The sequence below is a fragment of the Paraburkholderia sp. EB58 genome, from assembly GCF_050436665.1.
In the GTDB taxonomy this organism is placed as follows: Bacteria; Pseudomonadota; Gammaproteobacteria; order Burkholderiales; family Burkholderiaceae; genus Paraburkholderia.
Genome location: NZ_JBNDMQ010000030.1, coordinates 71,832 through 87,314, shown reverse-complemented (window position 1 = coordinate 87,314; position 15,483 = coordinate 71,832). Strand labels below are relative to the sequence as shown.

Sequence of the window (15,483 nt, the reverse complement as noted above, 5' to 3'; positions counted from 1 at the left end):
CCATGACGCACGACACTCACAAGCGTGACTTCTCGTCCAACGCTCGGCTTCCAGGTATTTCTGCGCTCGCGGCCGGAATCGGTGCGCTCAGCACGCTTGCGGCGTTTGTGCTGCTCGGTCTGATTCACCTGTTCACGAATCTGTTTTTCTTCGGCGCATTTTCTTTCGCGGATCGCTCGCCGGCACACAATACGCTCGGCGTCTGGGTGATCCTGATACCCGTTGCGGGTGGCCTGATTGTGGGCCTCATGGCGCGCTATGGTTCCGAAAAAATCCGCGGGCACGGAATTCCGGAAGCGATCGAAGCTATCCTGTTCGGCAAGAGCCGCATGTCGCCCAAAGTCGCGATCCTCAAACCGCTGTCGTCCGGCGTTGTGATTGGCAGCGGCGGACCGTTCGGCGCTGAAGGCCCGATCATCATGACCGGGGGCGCGCTGGGTTCGCTGATTGCCCAGTGCGTGAAGGTGACTTCGGCAGAGCGCAAGACACTGCTGGTCGCCGGGGCGGCAGCGGGGATGACGGCGGTGTTCGGCACGCCCGTGGCGGCTGTGCTGCTGGCCGTGGAGTTGTTGCTATTCGAATGGCGGCCACGTAGTTTTCTGCCGGTCGCCTTGGCCTGTGCGGTTGCCGGTTTTGCGCGCGCGGCGTTCTTTGGCGCCGGCCCGCTGTTTCCGCTCGAAACCGCGGCTCCCGATGCGCTGTCCCTTGTGTCGTGCGTCATTGCTGGTCTGTTGAGCGGGGCGCTGGCTTCGGGCCTTTCGGCAGCGTTGTACAAGACAGAAGATCTGTTCGGCAAATTGCCGATTCACTGGATGTGGTGGCCGGCCCTTGGCGGGCTTGTCGTCGGCATTGGCGGATTCATCGAACCTCGTGCGCTCGGGGTGGGCTACGACGTCATTGGGGATTTGCTGCACCAGCACATCGTGCTGCAGATCGCTGTCGCAATCCTGGTTGTGAAGGCGATTATCTGGGTGGTCGCGCTAGGCTCCGGCACCTCAGGCGGGGTGCTCGCGCCGTTGCTTATGCTGGGCGCAGGGCTTGGAACTGTGCTCAGCCACGTGCTGCCCGGCGGCGAACCGGCGCTGTGGCCGCTTGTCTGCATGGCCGCAACGCTGGGTGCGACGCTCGGCGCGCCGCTCACGGCAATCGTCTTTGCTTTTGGACTCACGCACGACAGCAACGCCTTGTTGCCGCTCCTCGCCGCCACGCTGGTGGCGCATGGCTTCGCGACGGTCGTCATGCGGCGCTCCATCATGACGGAGAAGATCGCCCGGCGTGGATATCACATTTACCGCGAGTATGGTGTCGATCCGTTGGAGCGCCACTATATCGACGAGGTGATGTCGTCTTCTGTTGAGACCATTGACGCGGACCTCTCCGTCCAGGATGCGCTAGTGACTTTCTTCGGCGTCACACAAACTCACCGCGCCTATCCCGCTGTGATCGGTGGGGCGGTGGCTGGCATGGTCGACCGGGGCGCGCTCGAACGTTTTCGTGACGACAGGGCTAGCCGGTCACCCGACGCGCGCATCGCCGATGTGTTGCGCGGCAACGCGCCGGTGGTGGCGTTACCCGATGAGACTTGCCGGCTGGTTGCCACGCGGCTTGCGGTTCATGGTCTGGAACGGTTGCCTGTTGTCGCCGACCGGGAAAGCCTGCGTCTGATCGGCATCGTCTCGCGTAGCGATCTGGTCAAGCCATCGCTCGCGCACTTTGAAGACGAGCACAAGAAAGAGCGGTTCCGGCGCGTGACTTTCAGCCGGAGCGCAAAGCGTTTCCCGCCGGTGCGGCGGGCGGGATAAGCGAAGTGGCGCCACTGTCGAGTAGCGCCCGGTTCCATAGCTGCTGGAATCGTGCATATATCACAAGTTGACATATACTGAATGTGAGGATCTGTTGACCCTGAAGCAAGTCCGTAGCGCACCCACGACGTATTGGTTGTAGCGGTCGCTCTTCTGCTGAATCACGTGTAAGCCGGCAGAGGCTATCGCCGTGCGTGCTTGAGGATATGGTTCCGATGCCGAATCTACGTGCGATCTGGCAAGGTGGAGTTGAGCATGGATGCTGACGATGCCTGGATGTGGCTGATTGCGATATTGGCGGTGTGGTGTGTGCTGGGCGCCGCTCTGTTCGACCTCCTCCACGACACCGATACCGATATCGATGGCGAACCTGTTTCGCGTTACCGCGAGCCAGGTTCGCCGGATACGCTTTATGGTACGACTGCGAGCATGACCGCGAAGGGCGTATCAAGCCGTCAGGCGCCGGCACTTCCATGGCGCAGATGTATCCGATCGCCCAAGGCACGACGCAGAATTCGCCATGCGAACCGGTTGCGCCGGTGACGGTGTGGCTGAACGCTACATCAGCACAATATCGTACTGCTCCTGGCTCAAATTCGACTCCACCTGCAACGACACCGGCTTGCCGATAAAGTCGATCAGCATCGCCAGATGCTGGGATTCTTCCTCGAGAAAAAGATCGATCACCTGCTGCGAAGCCACCACGCGGAACTCGCGCGGATTGAACTGGCGCGACTCGCGCAGAATCTCGCGCAGCACGTCGTAACACACGGTGCGCGGCGTCTTCACCTGCCCCTTACCTTGGCACACCGGGCAAGGTTCGCACAGCACATGCGCCAGCGACTCGCGCGTGCGCTTGCGCGTCATCTCCACCAGCCCAAGCTGCGAGAAGCCATTGACGGTGACCCGCGTGCGATCGCGTGACAGCGCCTTCTTCAACTCGCCGAGCACCTGGTCGCGATGCTCGGTGTTCTCCATGTCGATGAAGTCGATGATGATCACGCCGCCCAGATTACGCAGCCGCAATTGCCGCGCGATCGTATGCGCGGCTTCGAGGTTGGTCTTGAAGATCGTATCGTCGAAGTTGCGGGCGCCGACATAACCGCCGGTGTTCACGTCGATCGTCGTCATCGCTTCGGTCTGGTCGATTACGAGGTAGCCGCCCGACTTCAGATCGACGCGCCGCGACAAGGCCCGCTGGATCTCCGCCTCAATGTTGTACAGATCGAAGAGCGGCCGCTCGCCTGTGTAGTGATGCAGCTTCGACGAAACCGCCGGCGTGAACTCCGCCGCGAAATCGGACAGCATCTGGAAGGTCTCGCGTGAATCGACCTGGATGCGCGAGGTCTCGTCATTGACGAAGTCGCGCAGCACGCGCTGGGCGAGATTCAGGTCTTGATACAGCAGGCTCGTCGGCGGCATGCGCTGGCCTTGCGAGAGGATCGTCGCCCAGGTCTTGCGCAGGTATGCCACGTCGCCGGCCAGCTCCTCGCTGGTGGCGTCCTCTGCAATCGTCCGCACAATGTAGCCGCCTTTCTCGTCAGCAGGCAGCACGGCAGTCAGGCGCGCGCGAATCGCTTCGCGCTCGGCCTCGCTTTCGATCTTTTGCGAAATGCCGATGTGCGGTTCCTGCGGCAGATAGACCAGCGTGCGGCCGGCGATACTGACCTGAGTGGACAGGCGCGCGCCCTTGGTACCGATCGGATCTTTGACCACCTGGACCATCAGCGTCTGGCCTTCGAAGACGATCTTTTCGATTGGCTGATGCGCGACCTGATGCTGCGGTTCTCCCGCGATGCGCGGATGCCAGATATCGGCTACGTGCAGGAACGCTGCGCGCTCGAGGCCGATATCGATAAAAGCGGATTGCATCCCGGGCAACACGCGAACCACCTTGCCGAGATAGACGTTGCCGACGCGCCCGCGCGACAGTGTGCGTTCAACGTGAAGTTCCTGGACGGCGCCTTGCTGGACCAGCGCGACGCGCGTTTCCTGCGGCGTGACATTGATCAGGATTTCTTCATTCATGGTGTTGTTCTAGAAGTCGATGCGCGCCGCACGCAGGAGTGCAGCCGTTTCAAAAAGAGGCAAACCCATGATACCTGAATAGGACCCCTCGATACGCTCGATAAACTCCGCCGCACGCCCTTGTACGCCGTAAGCGCCCGCCTTGCCGAACGGCTCGCCGCTCGCCACGTAGCGTCGCAGCGCGTCGGCTTGCACTGCAGCAAAACTCACGCGCGAGACGGAGAGCGCCGCAGGCAGCAGCGCTCCGTCCGCAGCGACGACGGCGAGCGCGGTCAGCACTTCGTGCTCGCGTCCGACGAGACGCGTGAGCATGGCCACGGCATCGTCGGCGTCGACAGGTTTGCCGAGGATCGCGTCATCGATCGTGACCGTTGTGTCCGCAACCAGAATCGGAGCTTGAGCATGGCCGCCGGCGACGAGCCGTGCGCGCGCCGCGATGGCCTTGGCCTTGCACACCCGCACGACGTAATTGTGCGCCTGCTCGCCGGGCAACTCGGTTTCGAGCGCCTCGGCGTCTTCATCGGGGCGCGGCAGAAGTAGCTCGTAGCGCACGCCGAGCTGCTGCAGCAGTTCCTGACGGCGCGGGCTTTGGGATGCAAGATAGACGAATGGATGCAGTGCGGCAGCGGGCGTGGCCATAAAGAATCTCAGTGAAGCGTTTTGCGTGAAAGAGACGCGCGAATGACGCGCGTGAAAGGCGCACATCAAGGGCACATTTTGGGAAATCGCGTGCGAGCGCCGCGATAGCAGGCGCCATTTACGCAAGACGCGAGGCGCTAAACGAAACGCGCACCCGGACGTCCAGACAGTCCTGGGCGCTCGCTCCGTCCGGCGCCCAGCGGCCGTGGGCGCTTGGCTTCCGCTTAGGTATTCAGCGTCGTCGCGCGCTCACACGCGGTGATAGGGGTGATTTTGCGTGATGGTCCACGCGCGGTAAAGCTGTTCGGCGAGCAGCACGCGGACCATGGCGTGCGGCAGCGTCAGGCTGGAGACGCGCAGCAGCATGTCGGCGCGCGCCTTGAGGTCGGGATCGAGCCCGTCTGCGCCGCCGATCAGGAACGCGACGTCGCGTCCGTCCTGTTGCCAGCCGGGCAGGGCGGTGGCGAGCTGCATGGTGGTCCAGTCCTTGCCGCGTTCATCGAGCGCGACGATGCGCGCGTTCTTCGGCAACGCGGCTTCGATCTTCTGCCGCTCCGCAGCCATCACGCTCTCTGCTGGACGCCCCGACGAACGCTGCTCGGGCTTGATCTCGCGCAGCTCGATACGCAGCTCGGGTGGCATGCGTTTCGCGTACTCGTCGAAGCCGGTGGCGATCCAGTCCGGCATTTTGTGGCCGACGGCGAGGATGTGCAGTTTCATTCTGAGCGTTTGGACGGCGTTGCGTACGGCAAACCTGCGTTCCGCTTAACGACGACGTGCCGGCGTCTTGCGTGCCGGCTTGGCGGCCGGTTCGTCGTCCTCTTCGTCCTCATCAAGAGGTTCGCTGGCGCGGGCGCCGCCGAACGGGCTCGAACTCGTCAGCTTGATGCGCACTGGCTTGTCGCCCCAGATTTCTTCGAGGTTGTAGTACTGGCGCAGGGCCGGTTGCAGGATGTGCACGACCGCGTCGCCGCAATCGACCAGCACCCATTCGCCGACGTCTTCACCTTCGGTGCTGATGATCTCGCCGCCATTTTCCTTGACCTTCTCGCGCACGCTGGAGGCAAGCGCTTTGGTCTGACGGTTCGAGGTGCCGGAGGCGACGATCACGCGGTCGAACAGTCCGGTCAGGTGGCTGGTGTTGAACACCTTGATGTCTTGCGCTTTCACGTCTTCGAGGGCGTCGACGATCGCGCGTTGCAGTTTGCGAATATCCATAGGGTTACCGGTGGTACAGATGGTGTTGAAGAATATAGTCCCACACCGCGGTGGGGACATGGCTCGCGGCCTCGTTCTGTTGCTGGCCGCCGGCATGCTGGGCAAGACGTTCGCGCAGATTCCCGCGGATATCGGTGGCTGAAACGTCGAAGGCCAGCGTGGTATCGATCAGCAGATGACCACAGGGTGTTGCTTGCAATACCTCCGCGCTTGCCTCGCGTGCGGCGATCTCGGCGGCGACGGCCGGCGCGATCGAGGCGAGGTCGAAGCCGGGACGGGTCGACGCGCAGATATGCGCGAACTCGAACAAACGGCGCCAGTCGCGCCACGTGTCGAGCCGCACCAGCTGGTCGGCGCCGATCAGCATCGACAGCGAGGCCTGCGGGCCCTCGCGTTCGCGCCAGCGCTGCAGCGTCTCGACTGTGTAAGTCGGGCCGTCGTGTTCGATCTCGTCGGTGGCGACACTCACCTTGACGCCGGGCAGCACCAGCGAACTGGCGGCGACACGGGTCATGGCGAGCCGGTCGGCCGCCGGCGAGACGTCCGGCTTTTGCCACGGCTGGCCGGCTGGCAGCAGCACCAGTTCGGTCAGTTGCAGGACCTCGGCGAACCTTTGCGCAAGCGCGAGGTGGCCGTCGTGGATCGGATCGAAGGTGCCGCCCAAGAGGCCAATCCGGCGGGGCAGGGCAACGGGGTGAGCGTTCGGCTTCAGGTGAGAGTCCTTTGTCGTGACGGCGCGGGCAGGTCTGGGGTCTGGCTGGTGGCCAAACCCGTCAGACCCACTCGCGCGGCACGAGGAAGTCGCTGTAAAGGCGCGCTTCCGGCGTGCCGGGTTCCGGCTGCCAGTTGTAGCGCCAGTTCACCACAGGCGGCATCGACATCAGGATCGATTCGGTGCGTCCGCCGCTCTGCAGCCCAAACAGTGTGCCACGGTCGAAGACCAGGTTGAACTCGACGTAACGGCCACGCCGGTACGCCTGGAAATCGCGTTCAGCCTCGCCGTACGGCAGATTGCGGCGTTTCTCGATGATCGGCAGGTACGCTTTCAGGAATCCATCGCCGACGCTTTGGAGCATCGCAAACGATTGTTCGAAGCCGGGCTCCGAGAAATCGTCGAAGAAAATCCCTCCAATGCCGCGCGGTTCATTGCGGTGCTTGAGGAAGAAATATTCGTCACACCAGCGCTTGAAGCGCGGATACAGGTCGGCACCGTAAGGCGCCAGCGCATCGCGGCAGACGCGGTGGAAATGCTGCGCGTCTTCCTCGAAGCCGTAGTAGGGCGTCAGATCCATGCCGCCGCCGAACCAGAACACCGGCGCCTCGCCCGGCTTGGTGGCGATCAGCAGGCGCACATTCATATGCACGGTCGGGCAGTACGGATTGTGCGGGTGCAGCACGAGCGATACGCCCATTGCCTCGAAGCCGCGTCCGGCGAGCTGCGGGCGGGCGGCGCTGGCCGAGCCCGGCAGCGCATCGCCGGCAACGTCGGAAAAGCCGACTCCCGCGCGCTCGAAGAACTGGCCGCCTTCCAGAATCCGCGTCGTGCCGCCGCCGCGCAGCTTCTCGCCGGGCGCGCGTTGCCAGGAGTCGGTGGCGAACGCAGTGCCGTCGAACGCGCCGAGCGTGTCGGCGATGTCCGTCTGCAGGCCTTGCAGCCAGCTACGTACAGCCTGTACGTCGTAGTTCGAATCGGTCATGAATGCAGGTGCTGGGGGCGGCACGTCAGGCGCGCCGCGGGTTCATCGGTTTAGGGGTGCTCAGCTTCGGTTAATGTTTGCGGTTCAGCGCACGATAACCGATGTCGTGGCGATATTGCATGCCGTCGAACGAGATCTGGTTGATGGTCTCATAGGCCACCGATTGCGCGCTGCGCACCGAATCCGCCAACCCTACCACGCACAGCACGCGGCCGCCCGAAGTGGTCAGCTTGCCGTCGGTCAACGTGGTGCCGGCGTGGAAGGTCACCGAATCGTCGGCCTCGGCCGGGATATCGCTGATCCGGTCGCCCTTGCGCGGGCTGTCCGGATAGTTGTGCGCCGCGAGCACTACGCCGAGCGCGGTGCGGCGATCCCATTCCAGTTCGACCGTGTCGAGCGTGCCGGCGATCGCCTGCTCCACCACCTTCGAGTAGTCGCCCTTCAGCCGCGCCATGATCGGCTGCGTTTCGGGGTCGCCCATGCGGCAGTTGAACTCGAGCGTCTTCGGGTTGCCTTGCGCGTCGATCATCAGGCCCGCATACAGGAAACCGGTGAAGCGGATGCCTTCTTTCTCCATACCGTGCACGGTGGGCAGGATGATTTCGCGCATTACGCGGGCATGCAGTTGCGGCGTGACGATCGGCGCGGGCGAATACGCGCCCATACCGCCCGTGTTCGGGCCGTGATCGCCGTCGAGCAGCCGTTTGTGATCCTGGCTTGAGGCGAGCGGCAGCACATGCTTGCCGTCCACCATCACGATGAAGCTCGCCTCTTCGCCGGCGAGGAATTCCTCGATTACGACGCGCGCGCCGGCATCGCCGAGCTTGTTGTCCGACAGCATCATGTCGACCGCCGCATGCGCTTCTTCGAGCGTTTGCGCGACCACCACGCCCTTGCCGGCGGCGAGACCGTCAGCCTTGATTACGATGGGCGCGCCCTTGGCGTCGAGGTACGCGTGCGCTGCGGCGACGTCGGAGAAGGTTTCGTATTCGGCCGTCGGGATCGCATGACGCTTCATGAACGCCTTGGCGAAGTCTTTCGAGCTTTCGAGCTGCGCGGCTTCCTTCGTGGGCCCGAAAATCTTCAGACCACGCGAGCGGAACAGATTGACGATGCCGGCGGCGAGCGGGCCTTCCGGACCGACCAGCGTGAAGGCGATCTGTTCTTTCTCGACGAAATCGGCAAGCGCAGCCGGCTCGGTGATGTCGACGTTGCGCAGACGCTCGTCCTGGGCGGTGCCGCCATTGCCAGGAGCCACGTAGACGAGCTGGACCCGCGGCGATTGCGCGAGCTTCCATGCAAGCGCGTGTTCGCGACCGCCGGACCCGACGACGAGTAACTTCATGTGATTCCCCGAAGACTTAAAAACCATGAACGGCTGGCGCGTTGGCGCGAGCCGTGGATATCCACAACAAGGTTCGCCCAAGGCGACCAGCTAACCAAATGTTCTGACCATATAAAACGGCAGCCAGGCACTTGGTTTGCAAAAAAGGCTTTGCAAAAAATCAATCGCACAAGGACGGCACCCCAAACCAGTGCCATCCGCCGCGAACCGCCCGCGGGCGCCGCTTTTGGCGCGCCCGTGCGGGGCTTATTCGTCCGCGATCGCAGCGTTTGTATAGACTTCCTGCACGTCGTCCAGATTTTCGAGTGCGTCGAGCAGCTTCTGCATCTTCACCGCGTCGTCGCCGGTGAACTCCACTTCCGTCTGAGGTTTCATCGTCACCTCAGCCAGTTCCGCCTTGAAACCAGCGGCTTCCAGCGCGGTCTTCACCTTCGGGAAATCGTTCGGCGGGCAGAGCACTTCGATACTGCCGTCCTCGTTCGTCACCACGTCGTCGGCGCCGGCTTCGAGGGCCGCTTCCATCAGCTTGTCTTCAGCCGTGCCGGGCGCAAACAGGAACTGGCCGACGTGGTCGAACATGAACGCCACCGAGCCGTCCGTGCCCATGTTGCCGCCGTTCTTCGAGAACGCGTGACGCACTTCCGCCACGGTACGGATGCGATTGTCCGTCATGGTGTCGACGATCACTGCCGCGCCGCCGATGCCGTAGCCTTCGTAGCGGATTTCTTCGTAGCTTGCGCCATCGACGCCGCCGACACCACGCTGAATCGCGCGGTTGACGTTGTCCTTCGGCATGTTGGCGTCATACGCCTTTTCGACGGCGAGCCGCAGGCGCGGGTTCGAGTCGATGTCGCCCCCACCCATGCGGGCGGCAACCTGAATTTCCTTGATGAGCCGCGTCCAGACCTTGCCGCGCTTGGCATCGGCCGCTGCTTTTTTATGCTTGATGTTGGCCCATTTCGAATGACCCGCCATACCTTTCTCCATCGCGCGCGCCAGCCGGGCGCACGCATAGTGCAATTGTCGTTGCGATGTCGGGCGCTTGCGAAGGCGCGCCTCGATGTCAGACCGGTCCCACTGCCCGCAAAGGCGCGATGCGCCGGGCGATTGTGCAAGTTGGGGCGCTCGATGAGCGGATCCGAATTTTATCATGCCGCGGGGCGGCGGCAGTGGGGGAGCGCAGGGAAAGGCCGCGTCTGCGGGCGGCGCGGCGCCGTTTTTGTCGTCATGCGGCGCCCCCGCCCGCACCGCAATCTCAGTTCTTCGTCCCAAACAGCCGGTCGCCGGCGTCGCCCAGACCAGGGACGATATACGCGTGCTCGTTCAGATGCGAATCGAGCGACGCCACGTACAGCTTCACGTCCGCATGCGCGTCCTGGAACACCTGGACGCCCTCCGGCGCTGCCACCAGCGCGAGGAACATGATGTTTTCGCCCGGCACGCCGCGGCGCTTCAGCACGTCCACTGCGTGCACGGCCGAGTAGCCGGTCGCCACCATCGGATCGCAGAGGATGAAGGTCCGGTCTTCCAGATCCGGCAGCCGTACCAGATACTCGACCGGCCGATGGTCATCCGCGCGGTACACGCCGATATGCCCGACGCGTGCCGATGGAATCAGTTCCAGCAAGCCGTCCGACATGCCAACGCCGGCCCGCAGCACCGGCACGATCGCCAGTTTCTTGCCAGCAATCACCGGTGCGTCGAGTTCGACGAGCGGGGTGGTGACGCGGCGCGTGGTCATCGGCAGGTTGCGGGTGATCTCATAGCCCATCAGCAGCGTGATCTCGCGCAGCAGCTCGCGGAAGGTGCGCGTCGAGGTATCGCGGTCGCGCATATGCGAGAGCTTGTGCTGGATCAGCGGGTGATCGAGGATGAAAAGATTCGGGAAACGGCTGTCCTGTGTCATGGCGAGGGCGCTAGCGCGGCAAGAGGAATCGGTCGGCGGCCAGAATGACCGGAAGAACCGGCAGGCGGGCGCGCCACGGCTGCAAGTTTACCGAAAGTACCGCCTGAAGATACCGGAGATTGTGGCGGGTCCTCCGGCAGTCGGGCACTGATTCTTCTAGAATCGGGGGAAACTGCCCGCGCAGGCCGGCATTCGTCGTCACAGAAAAGGACCAAGACATGGACATGGGAATCGCAGGACGTACCGCGCTCGTTTGCGCGGCGAGCAAAGGTCTGGGGCGCGGCTGCGCCGAGGCGCTCGCCGCCGAGGGCGTGAATCTGGTGATCGTTGCCCGCACGGCCGAGACGCTCGAGGCCACCGCCGCCGAGATCCGCGCGCAAAGCGGCGTCGAGGTCAAGACGGTGGCCTGCGACATCACTACGCCGGAAGGCCGCGCGGCGGCGCTGGCCGCCTGTCCGGACCCGGACATCCTCGTCAACAACGCGGGTGGCCCGCCGCCGGGCGACTTCCGCAAGTTCACGCACGACGACTGGATCCGCGCGCTCGAAGCCAACATGCTGACGCCGATCGAACTGATCCGCGCCACCATCGATCACATGAGCGCACGCGGCTTCGGCCGGATCGTCAACATCACGAGTTCGGCGGTCAAGGCGCCGATCGATGTGCTGGGCCTGTCCAACGGCGCGCGCTCCGGGCTGACCGGGTTTGTGGCGGGCGTGGCGCGCAGCAAGGTGGCGCGCGACGGCGTGACGATCAACAGCCTGCTGCCTGGACTGTTCGATACGGATCGCATCGCCACCACCTTCGACGCCCAGGCCAAGGCGCAGCACATTTCCGTCGACGAAGCGCGCAAGCAGCGCATGACGACGATTCCGGCGGGCCGCTTCGGTAATCGCGACGAGTTCGGCCGGGCCTGTGCGTTTCTTTGCAGCGTGCACGCGGGCTACATCACCGGGCAGAACTGGTTGCTCGACGGCGGCGCCTATCCGGGTACTTTCTGAGCGGCCGCTTGCGGAGCCGTCTCGGCTGCTAATGCAGTCAAGGCCGGATTTTGCACTTTGCGCCGTCCGGCCACGGCGTCACCCCATAACCACAACAACACATCAAGATCTGGAGTCTTACGTCATGACCACCCGCATCGCACTGATTGCGCACGACCACAAGAAAGACGCCATCGTCGAACTCGCCGGCGAGTATGTCGACACGCTGCGCCGCTGCGACATCGTCGCCACCGGCACGACCGGCTCGCGGATTGCGGACGCGCATGGGCTGAACGTCGAGAGAATGCTGTCGGGTCCGCACGGCGGCGACCTGCAGATCGGCTCGCAACTGGCGGAAGGCCGCGTCGATATGGTGATTTTCTTGCGCGATCCGATGACGCCGCAGCCGCACGAACCGGACATCAACGCACTGGTGCGCGCGTGCGACGTGCACAACGTGCCGTGCGCCACCAACATTTCGACCGCACGGATGATTCTCGATGTGTTGACCTTGCGGCTCGCGGAAAAGGTCTGAGCTGATCGCCGCGCCGGTTTGGGCACGCCCTATCCAGGCTAACCAACCATTCAGGTATCAACTGGGAGACATGATGACCAAGGCAATTCGTTTCGATAAGGCAGGCGGCCCCGAAGTGATGAAGTGGGTCGACGTCGAGGTGGGCGAACCGGGTAACGGCGAGATCCGCATCAATCAGCATGCGGTTGGCCTCAACTATATCGACGTCTATTTCCGCACGGGCCTGTACCCGCTGCCGCTGCCGGGAGGCCTCGGCATGGAAGCCGCCGGCGAGGTCACGGTGGTGGGCGCCGGTGTCACGGATCTGAAGGTTGGCGACCGGGTCGCGTATGTAGCACGTCCACCCGGCGCCTACGCTCAGGAGCGGGTATTGCCGGCGGTTCAGGTGGTCAAGCTGCCGGATGCATTGAGCTACGAACAGGCCGCTTCAGTGATGCTGCAGGGCCTGACCGCGCAGTACCTGCTGCGCCGGACCTATCCGGTGAAGGCGGGCGACACGATCCTGATCCAGGCGGCCGCGGGCGGTGTCGGCCTGCTGGTGTGCCAATGGGCGAAGGCGCTAGGGGCGACAGTGATCGGCACGGTCGGCTCGGACGAAAAGGCGGAGATGGCCAAGGCCCACGGCTGCGACTATCCGATCGTCTACACGCGCGAGAACTTCACCAGGCGCGTGCGCGAGATCACCAACGGCGCGGGCGTGCCGGTGGTCTACGACTCGATCGGCAAGGACACGTTTACGGCTTCGCTCGACTGCCTCGCGCCGCTTGGCATGTTCATCAGCTTCGGCAATGCGTCGGGTCCGCTGCCGCCGATCGATTCCTCCGAATTCGCCGGACGCGGCTCGCTGTTCTTCACCCGGCCAACGCTGTTTACGTACATCGGCAAACGCAGCGATTACGACGCAATGGCGGCCGAGCTGTTCGACGTGTTGGTGTCGGGCAAGGTCAAGACCAGCATCAACCAGCGCTACCCTTTGTCCGACGTCGCGCAGGCGCATACCGAACTCGAAAGTCGCCGTACTACCGGTTCGACGGTTCTGCTGCCGTAAGCGCACCCAAGCCGTACAAAGGCCGCACAAAGGCGCAATAGTCACGCCATAAAAATTCCGCGCTGCAGCAGAGCCCGCGCGAGACCCGTCAATTCCCGCAACGCCAGCCTCCATGGGCCTCAGGCCGTTCCGCACCGCGCCGAACGGCCTTTTTCGTTTACGCGCTTTTTACACCACTCCTGCCATCTTTGACCAGGCCTTTACGCGGATCGGCATAACGTTCTACCCATCCAAAGTCCGCTACTGGAGAACACAAAATGGATGTGCTGTACGTCGGGGGGATGGTGCTATTTGCAGCGCTGACCTTTGCTTTGATTGCCGGCTGCGAGAAGTTGATGCAGTTCCGGCGTGGCCAGGGAGCACGCTCATGACCTGGATCCTGTGGTTATCGGGCGCTGCCACTGCGCTGCTATTCGTATACCTCGTCTATGCGCTGCTGCGCGCGGAGGACATTGAATGAACTCCAACAATGTCCTGCAAACGGTCATTTATCTGGTCGTGCTGCTTGCACTCGCCGTGCCGGTCTCGCGCTATATCACGCGCGTGATGGATGGCACTTCTCGTGTGGTCCGCTTCGGCGGCCCGCTCGAGCGCCTGCTGTATCGCATTGCGGGCGTCGATTCGTCGGCCGAGATGGGCTGGAAGCACTACGCGATCGCTACGATCGCGTTGAACGTGCTTGGCACGCTGTTCCTGTACGTGATACTGCGCGTGCAGGGCTGGCTGCCGGGCAATCCGCAAAGCTTCGGTCCGATGTCGGTGGACAGCGCCTTCAACACGGCTGTGAGCTTCGTCACCAACACGAACTGGCAGGATTACACGCCTGAACAGACCACCGGCTATCTGACGCAGATGCTCGGCTTCACGGTGCAGAACTTCCTGTCCGCAGCCACTGCCATCGCCGTGGTGATCGCGCTGATTCGTGGCTTTGCACGCCATTCGGCGCAGACCATCGGCAACTTCTGGGTCGACATCACGCGCGCAACGCTGTACGTGCTTATGCCGATGGCGGCCATCATTGCTGCATTGCTGATGAGCCAGGGCGTGATCCAGAACTTCAAGGCATATCAGGACGTGCCGACCTTGCAGACCACCACCTATGCCGCACCGAAGCTCGATGCGCAAGGCAACCCGGTGAAGGACGCGAAGGGTAACGCGGTGACGGTCGACACCAAGGTGACGACGCAGTCCGTCGCAATGGGTCCGGTGGCGTCGCAGGAAGCGATCAAGATGCTCGGCACCAACGGTGGCGGCTTCTTCAACGCGAACTCGGCACACCCGTATGAAAACCCGACGCCGTTCAGCAACTTCCTGCAGATCGTCGCGATCCTGATCATTCCCGCGGCACTGGCCCTGGTGTTCGGGCGGATGATCGCGGACCGCAGGCAGGGTATCGCCGTACTTGCCGTAATGACGATTGCGTTCACCGCCTGCGTGGTGGGTGAAATCAGCGCCGAGCAGGCAGGCAATCCCGCCTTCACCGCGCTGCACGTCGACCAGTCCGCTAGCGACCTGCAGTCGGGCGGCAACATGGAAGGCAAGGAAACGCGTTTCGGTATCGCTCAGTCGGGCATCTTCACGGTCGCCACGACGGCGGCATCGTGCGGTGCAGTCGACAACACGCACGACTCGCTGACCCCGCTCGGTGGCCTCTACCCGATGCTGCTGATCCAATTGGGCGAAGTGATCTTCGGCGGTGTGGGCTCCGGTATGTACGGGATGCTCGTGTTCGCGTTGCTCGCCGTGTTCGTGGCAGGCCTCATGATTGGCCGTACGCCTGAATATGTCGGCAAGAAGATTGAAGCGTATGAGATGAAGATGGTGTCGATCGTCGTGCTGCTCACGCCGCTGCTGGTGCTCGTGGGGACCTCAATCGCAGTGCTGAGCGATGCGGGCAAGGCGGGTATCGCCAACCCCGGGCCGCACGGCTTCTCGGAAATTCTCTATGCGTTCAGCTCGGCGGCGAACAACAACGGTAGCGCGTTCGCGGGTCTGTCGGTGAATACGCCGTTCTACAACTGGCTGACCGCCATTGCGATGTGGTTTGGCCGCTTCGGCACGATCGTGCCGGTGCTGGCGATCGCCGGCTCGCTGGCGGCCAAGAAACGCCTGGCCGTCACTGGTGGCACGCTGCCCACGCATGGTCCGCTGTTTGTTGTGCTGCTGCTTGGCACCGTGGTGCTCGTCGGCGCACTGACTTACGTGCCTGCGCTCGCTCTCGGCCCCGGCGTCGAACATCTGATGATGATCGCCGGCCATTGATACGGGCAAATAGGGAAAAACGA

The 15,483-nt window shown here is 63.2% G+C and carries 17 protein-coding genes; 8 read left to right on the top strand and 9 right to left on the bottom strand.

All coding sequences use genetic code 11. The features are described from left to right. The first annotated feature begins 2 nt into the window (after positions 1–2). Together P3T40_RS32925 and P3T40_RS32920 are read left to right on the top strand one after the other, a co-directional pair. The gene (locus P3T40_RS32925) at positions 3–1,802 is read left to right on the top strand and encodes a chloride channel protein (RefSeq protein WP_429271890.1); all 1,800 of its coding nucleotides are present in this window, start codon (positions 3–5) and stop codon (positions 1,800–1,802) included. 255 nt (positions 1,803–2,057) lie between these two features. Next, positions 2,058–2,345 carry a hypothetical protein gene (locus tag P3T40_RS32920; protein WP_429271889.1) on the top strand — a complete coding sequence of 96 codons (288 nt, stop codon included), beginning with the start codon at positions 2,058–2,060 and terminating at the stop codon, positions 2,343–2,345. A 15-nt stretch (positions 2,346–2,360) separates the two neighbouring features. On the opposite strand, the gene rng is transcribed toward P3T40_RS32920, so the two are convergent. The 9 genes from rng to upp all read right to left on the bottom strand — a co-directional run bounded on the left by rng (position 2,361) and on the right by upp (position 10,635). Further along, a complete protein-coding gene (gene rng, locus P3T40_RS32915) occupies positions 2,361–3,830 on the bottom strand; it encodes a ribonuclease G (protein ID WP_074301916.1) in 1,470 nt (489 codons plus the stop codon). A 9-nt stretch (positions 3,831–3,839) separates the two neighbouring features. Then, positions 3,840–4,469 (bottom strand): Maf family protein, encoded by a 630-nt coding sequence (locus P3T40_RS32910; protein WP_429271888.1) that lies wholly within the window; start codon positions 4,467–4,469, stop codon positions 3,840–3,842. Positions 4,470–4,718: 249 nt separating this feature from the next. Next, the gene (gene rlmH / locus P3T40_RS32905; RefSeq protein WP_429271887.1) at positions 4,719–5,189 is read right to left on the bottom strand and encodes a 23S rRNA (pseudouridine(1915)-N(3))-methyltransferase RlmH; all 471 of its coding nucleotides are present in this window, start codon (positions 5,187–5,189) and stop codon (positions 4,719–4,721) included. Positions 5,190–5,234: 45 nt separating this feature from the next. After that, positions 5,235–5,687, bottom strand: a complete 453-nt coding sequence (gene rsfS / locus P3T40_RS32900; RefSeq protein ID WP_429271886.1) for a ribosome silencing factor — start codon at positions 5,685–5,687, stop codon at positions 5,235–5,237. A 4-nt stretch (positions 5,688–5,691) separates the two neighbouring features. Then, positions 5,692–6,399 carry a nicotinate-nucleotide adenylyltransferase gene (locus P3T40_RS32895; protein WP_429271922.1) on the bottom strand — a complete coding sequence of 236 codons (708 nt, stop codon included), beginning with the start codon at positions 6,397–6,399 and terminating at the stop codon, positions 5,692–5,694. Between the two features lie 61 nt (positions 6,400–6,460). Further along, positions 6,461–7,384, bottom strand: coding sequence for an oxygen-dependent coproporphyrinogen oxidase (gene hemF, locus P3T40_RS32890; RefSeq protein ID WP_429271885.1), 924 nt, complete (start codon positions 7,382–7,384; stop codon positions 6,461–6,463). A gap of 70 nt (positions 7,385–7,454) precedes the next feature. Next, positions 7,455–8,729 (bottom strand): phosphoribosylamine--glycine ligase, encoded by a 1,275-nt coding sequence (gene purD, locus P3T40_RS32885; protein WP_429271884.1) that lies wholly within the window; start codon positions 8,727–8,729, stop codon positions 7,455–7,457. A gap of 246 nt (positions 8,730–8,975) precedes the next feature. Further along, positions 8,976–9,704 carry a YebC/PmpR family DNA-binding transcriptional regulator gene (locus P3T40_RS32880; protein ID WP_074301909.1) on the bottom strand — a complete coding sequence of 243 codons (729 nt, stop codon included), beginning with the start codon at positions 9,702–9,704 and terminating at the stop codon, positions 8,976–8,978. 280 nt (positions 9,705–9,984) lie between these two features. Beyond that, the gene (upp, locus tag P3T40_RS32875) at positions 9,985–10,635 is read right to left on the bottom strand and encodes a uracil phosphoribosyltransferase (protein WP_429271883.1); all 651 of its coding nucleotides are present in this window, start codon (positions 10,633–10,635) and stop codon (positions 9,985–9,987) included. 218 nt (positions 10,636–10,853) lie between these two features. Here upp and P3T40_RS32870 point away from each other — a divergent pair, with 218 nt between their 5' ends. The 6 genes from P3T40_RS32870 (at position 10,854) to kdpA (ending at position 15,460) form a co-directional block, all read left to right on the top strand. Next, positions 10,854–11,636 carry an SDR family oxidoreductase gene (locus tag P3T40_RS32870; protein WP_429271882.1) on the top strand — a complete coding sequence of 261 codons (783 nt, stop codon included), beginning with the start codon at positions 10,854–10,856 and terminating at the stop codon, positions 11,634–11,636. Positions 11,637–11,760: 124 nt separating this feature from the next. Then, positions 11,761–12,150 (top strand): methylglyoxal synthase, encoded by a 390-nt coding sequence (locus tag P3T40_RS32865; protein WP_429271881.1) that lies wholly within the window; start codon positions 11,761–11,763, stop codon positions 12,148–12,150. A 73-nt stretch (positions 12,151–12,223) separates the two neighbouring features. After that, on the top strand, positions 12,224–13,198 hold the full coding sequence (locus tag P3T40_RS32860) for a quinone oxidoreductase family protein (RefSeq protein ID WP_429271880.1): 975 nt from the start codon (positions 12,224–12,226) through the stop codon (positions 13,196–13,198). Positions 13,199–13,455: 257 nt separating this feature from the next. Then, positions 13,456–13,569, top strand: a complete 114-nt coding sequence (locus P3T40_RS32855; RefSeq protein WP_063495261.1) for a hypothetical protein — start codon at positions 13,456–13,458, stop codon at positions 13,567–13,569. Continuing rightward, positions 13,566–13,658, top strand: coding sequence for a K(+)-transporting ATPase subunit F (gene kdpF / locus P3T40_RS32850; protein ID WP_007175651.1), 93 nt, complete (start codon positions 13,566–13,568; stop codon positions 13,656–13,658). Before P3T40_RS32855 ends, kdpF begins: the two co-directional genes overlap by 4 nt. Continuing rightward, positions 13,655–15,460, top strand: a complete 1,806-nt coding sequence (gene kdpA, locus P3T40_RS32845; RefSeq protein ID WP_429271879.1) for a potassium-transporting ATPase subunit KdpA — start codon at positions 13,655–13,657, stop codon at positions 15,458–15,460. Before kdpF ends, kdpA begins: the two co-directional genes overlap by 4 nt. The last annotated feature ends 23 nt before the right edge of the window (positions 15,461–15,483 follow it).

What these genes read in the sequence shown, in the direction of transcription:
- P3T40_RS32925 (WP_429271890.1), top strand. Translation starts at nt 3, where the DNA reads ATGACGCACGACACTCACAAGCGTGACTTCTCGTCCAACGCTCGGCTT.
- P3T40_RS32920 (WP_429271889.1), top strand. Translation starts at nt 2,058, where the DNA reads ATGGATGCTGACGATGCCTGGATGTGGCTGATTGCGATATTGGCGGTG.
- rng (WP_074301916.1), bottom strand. Translation starts at nt 3,830, where the DNA reads ATGAATGAAGAAATCCTGATCAATGTCACGCCGCAGGAAACGCGCGTC.
- P3T40_RS32910 (WP_429271888.1), bottom strand. Translation starts at nt 4,469, where the DNA reads ATGGCCACGCCCGCTGCCGCACTGCATCCATTCGTCTATCTTGCATCC.
- rlmH (WP_429271887.1), bottom strand. Translation starts at nt 5,189, where the DNA reads ATGAAACTGCACATCCTCGCCGTCGGCCACAAAATGCCGGACTGGATC.
- rsfS (WP_429271886.1), bottom strand. Translation starts at nt 5,687, where the DNA reads ATGGATATTCGCAAACTGCAACGCGCGATCGTCGACGCCCTCGAAGAC.
- hemF (WP_429271885.1), bottom strand. Translation starts at nt 7,384, where the DNA reads ATGACCGATTCGAACTACGACGTACAGGCTGTACGTAGCTGGCTGCAA.
- purD (WP_429271884.1), bottom strand. Translation starts at nt 8,729, where the DNA reads ATGAAGTTACTCGTCGTCGGGTCCGGCGGTCGCGAACACGCGCTTGCA.
- P3T40_RS32880 (WP_074301909.1), bottom strand. Translation starts at nt 9,704, where the DNA reads ATGGCGGGTCATTCGAAATGGGCCAACATCAAGCATAAAAAAGCAGCG.
- upp (WP_429271883.1), bottom strand. Translation starts at nt 10,635, where the DNA reads ATGACACAGGACAGCCGTTTCCCGAATCTTTTCATCCTCGATCACCCG.
- P3T40_RS32870 (WP_429271882.1), top strand. Translation starts at nt 10,854, where the DNA reads ATGGACATGGGAATCGCAGGACGTACCGCGCTCGTTTGCGCGGCGAGC.
- P3T40_RS32865 (WP_429271881.1), top strand. Translation starts at nt 11,761, where the DNA reads ATGACCACCCGCATCGCACTGATTGCGCACGACCACAAGAAAGACGCC.
- P3T40_RS32860 (WP_429271880.1), top strand. Translation starts at nt 12,224, where the DNA reads ATGACCAAGGCAATTCGTTTCGATAAGGCAGGCGGCCCCGAAGTGATG.
- P3T40_RS32855 (WP_063495261.1), top strand. Translation starts at nt 13,456, where the DNA reads ATGGATGTGCTGTACGTCGGGGGGATGGTGCTATTTGCAGCGCTGACC.
- kdpF (WP_007175651.1), top strand. Translation starts at nt 13,566, where the DNA reads ATGACCTGGATCCTGTGGTTATCGGGCGCTGCCACTGCGCTGCTATTC.
- kdpA (WP_429271879.1), top strand. Translation starts at nt 13,655, where the DNA reads ATGAACTCCAACAATGTCCTGCAAACGGTCATTTATCTGGTCGTGCTG.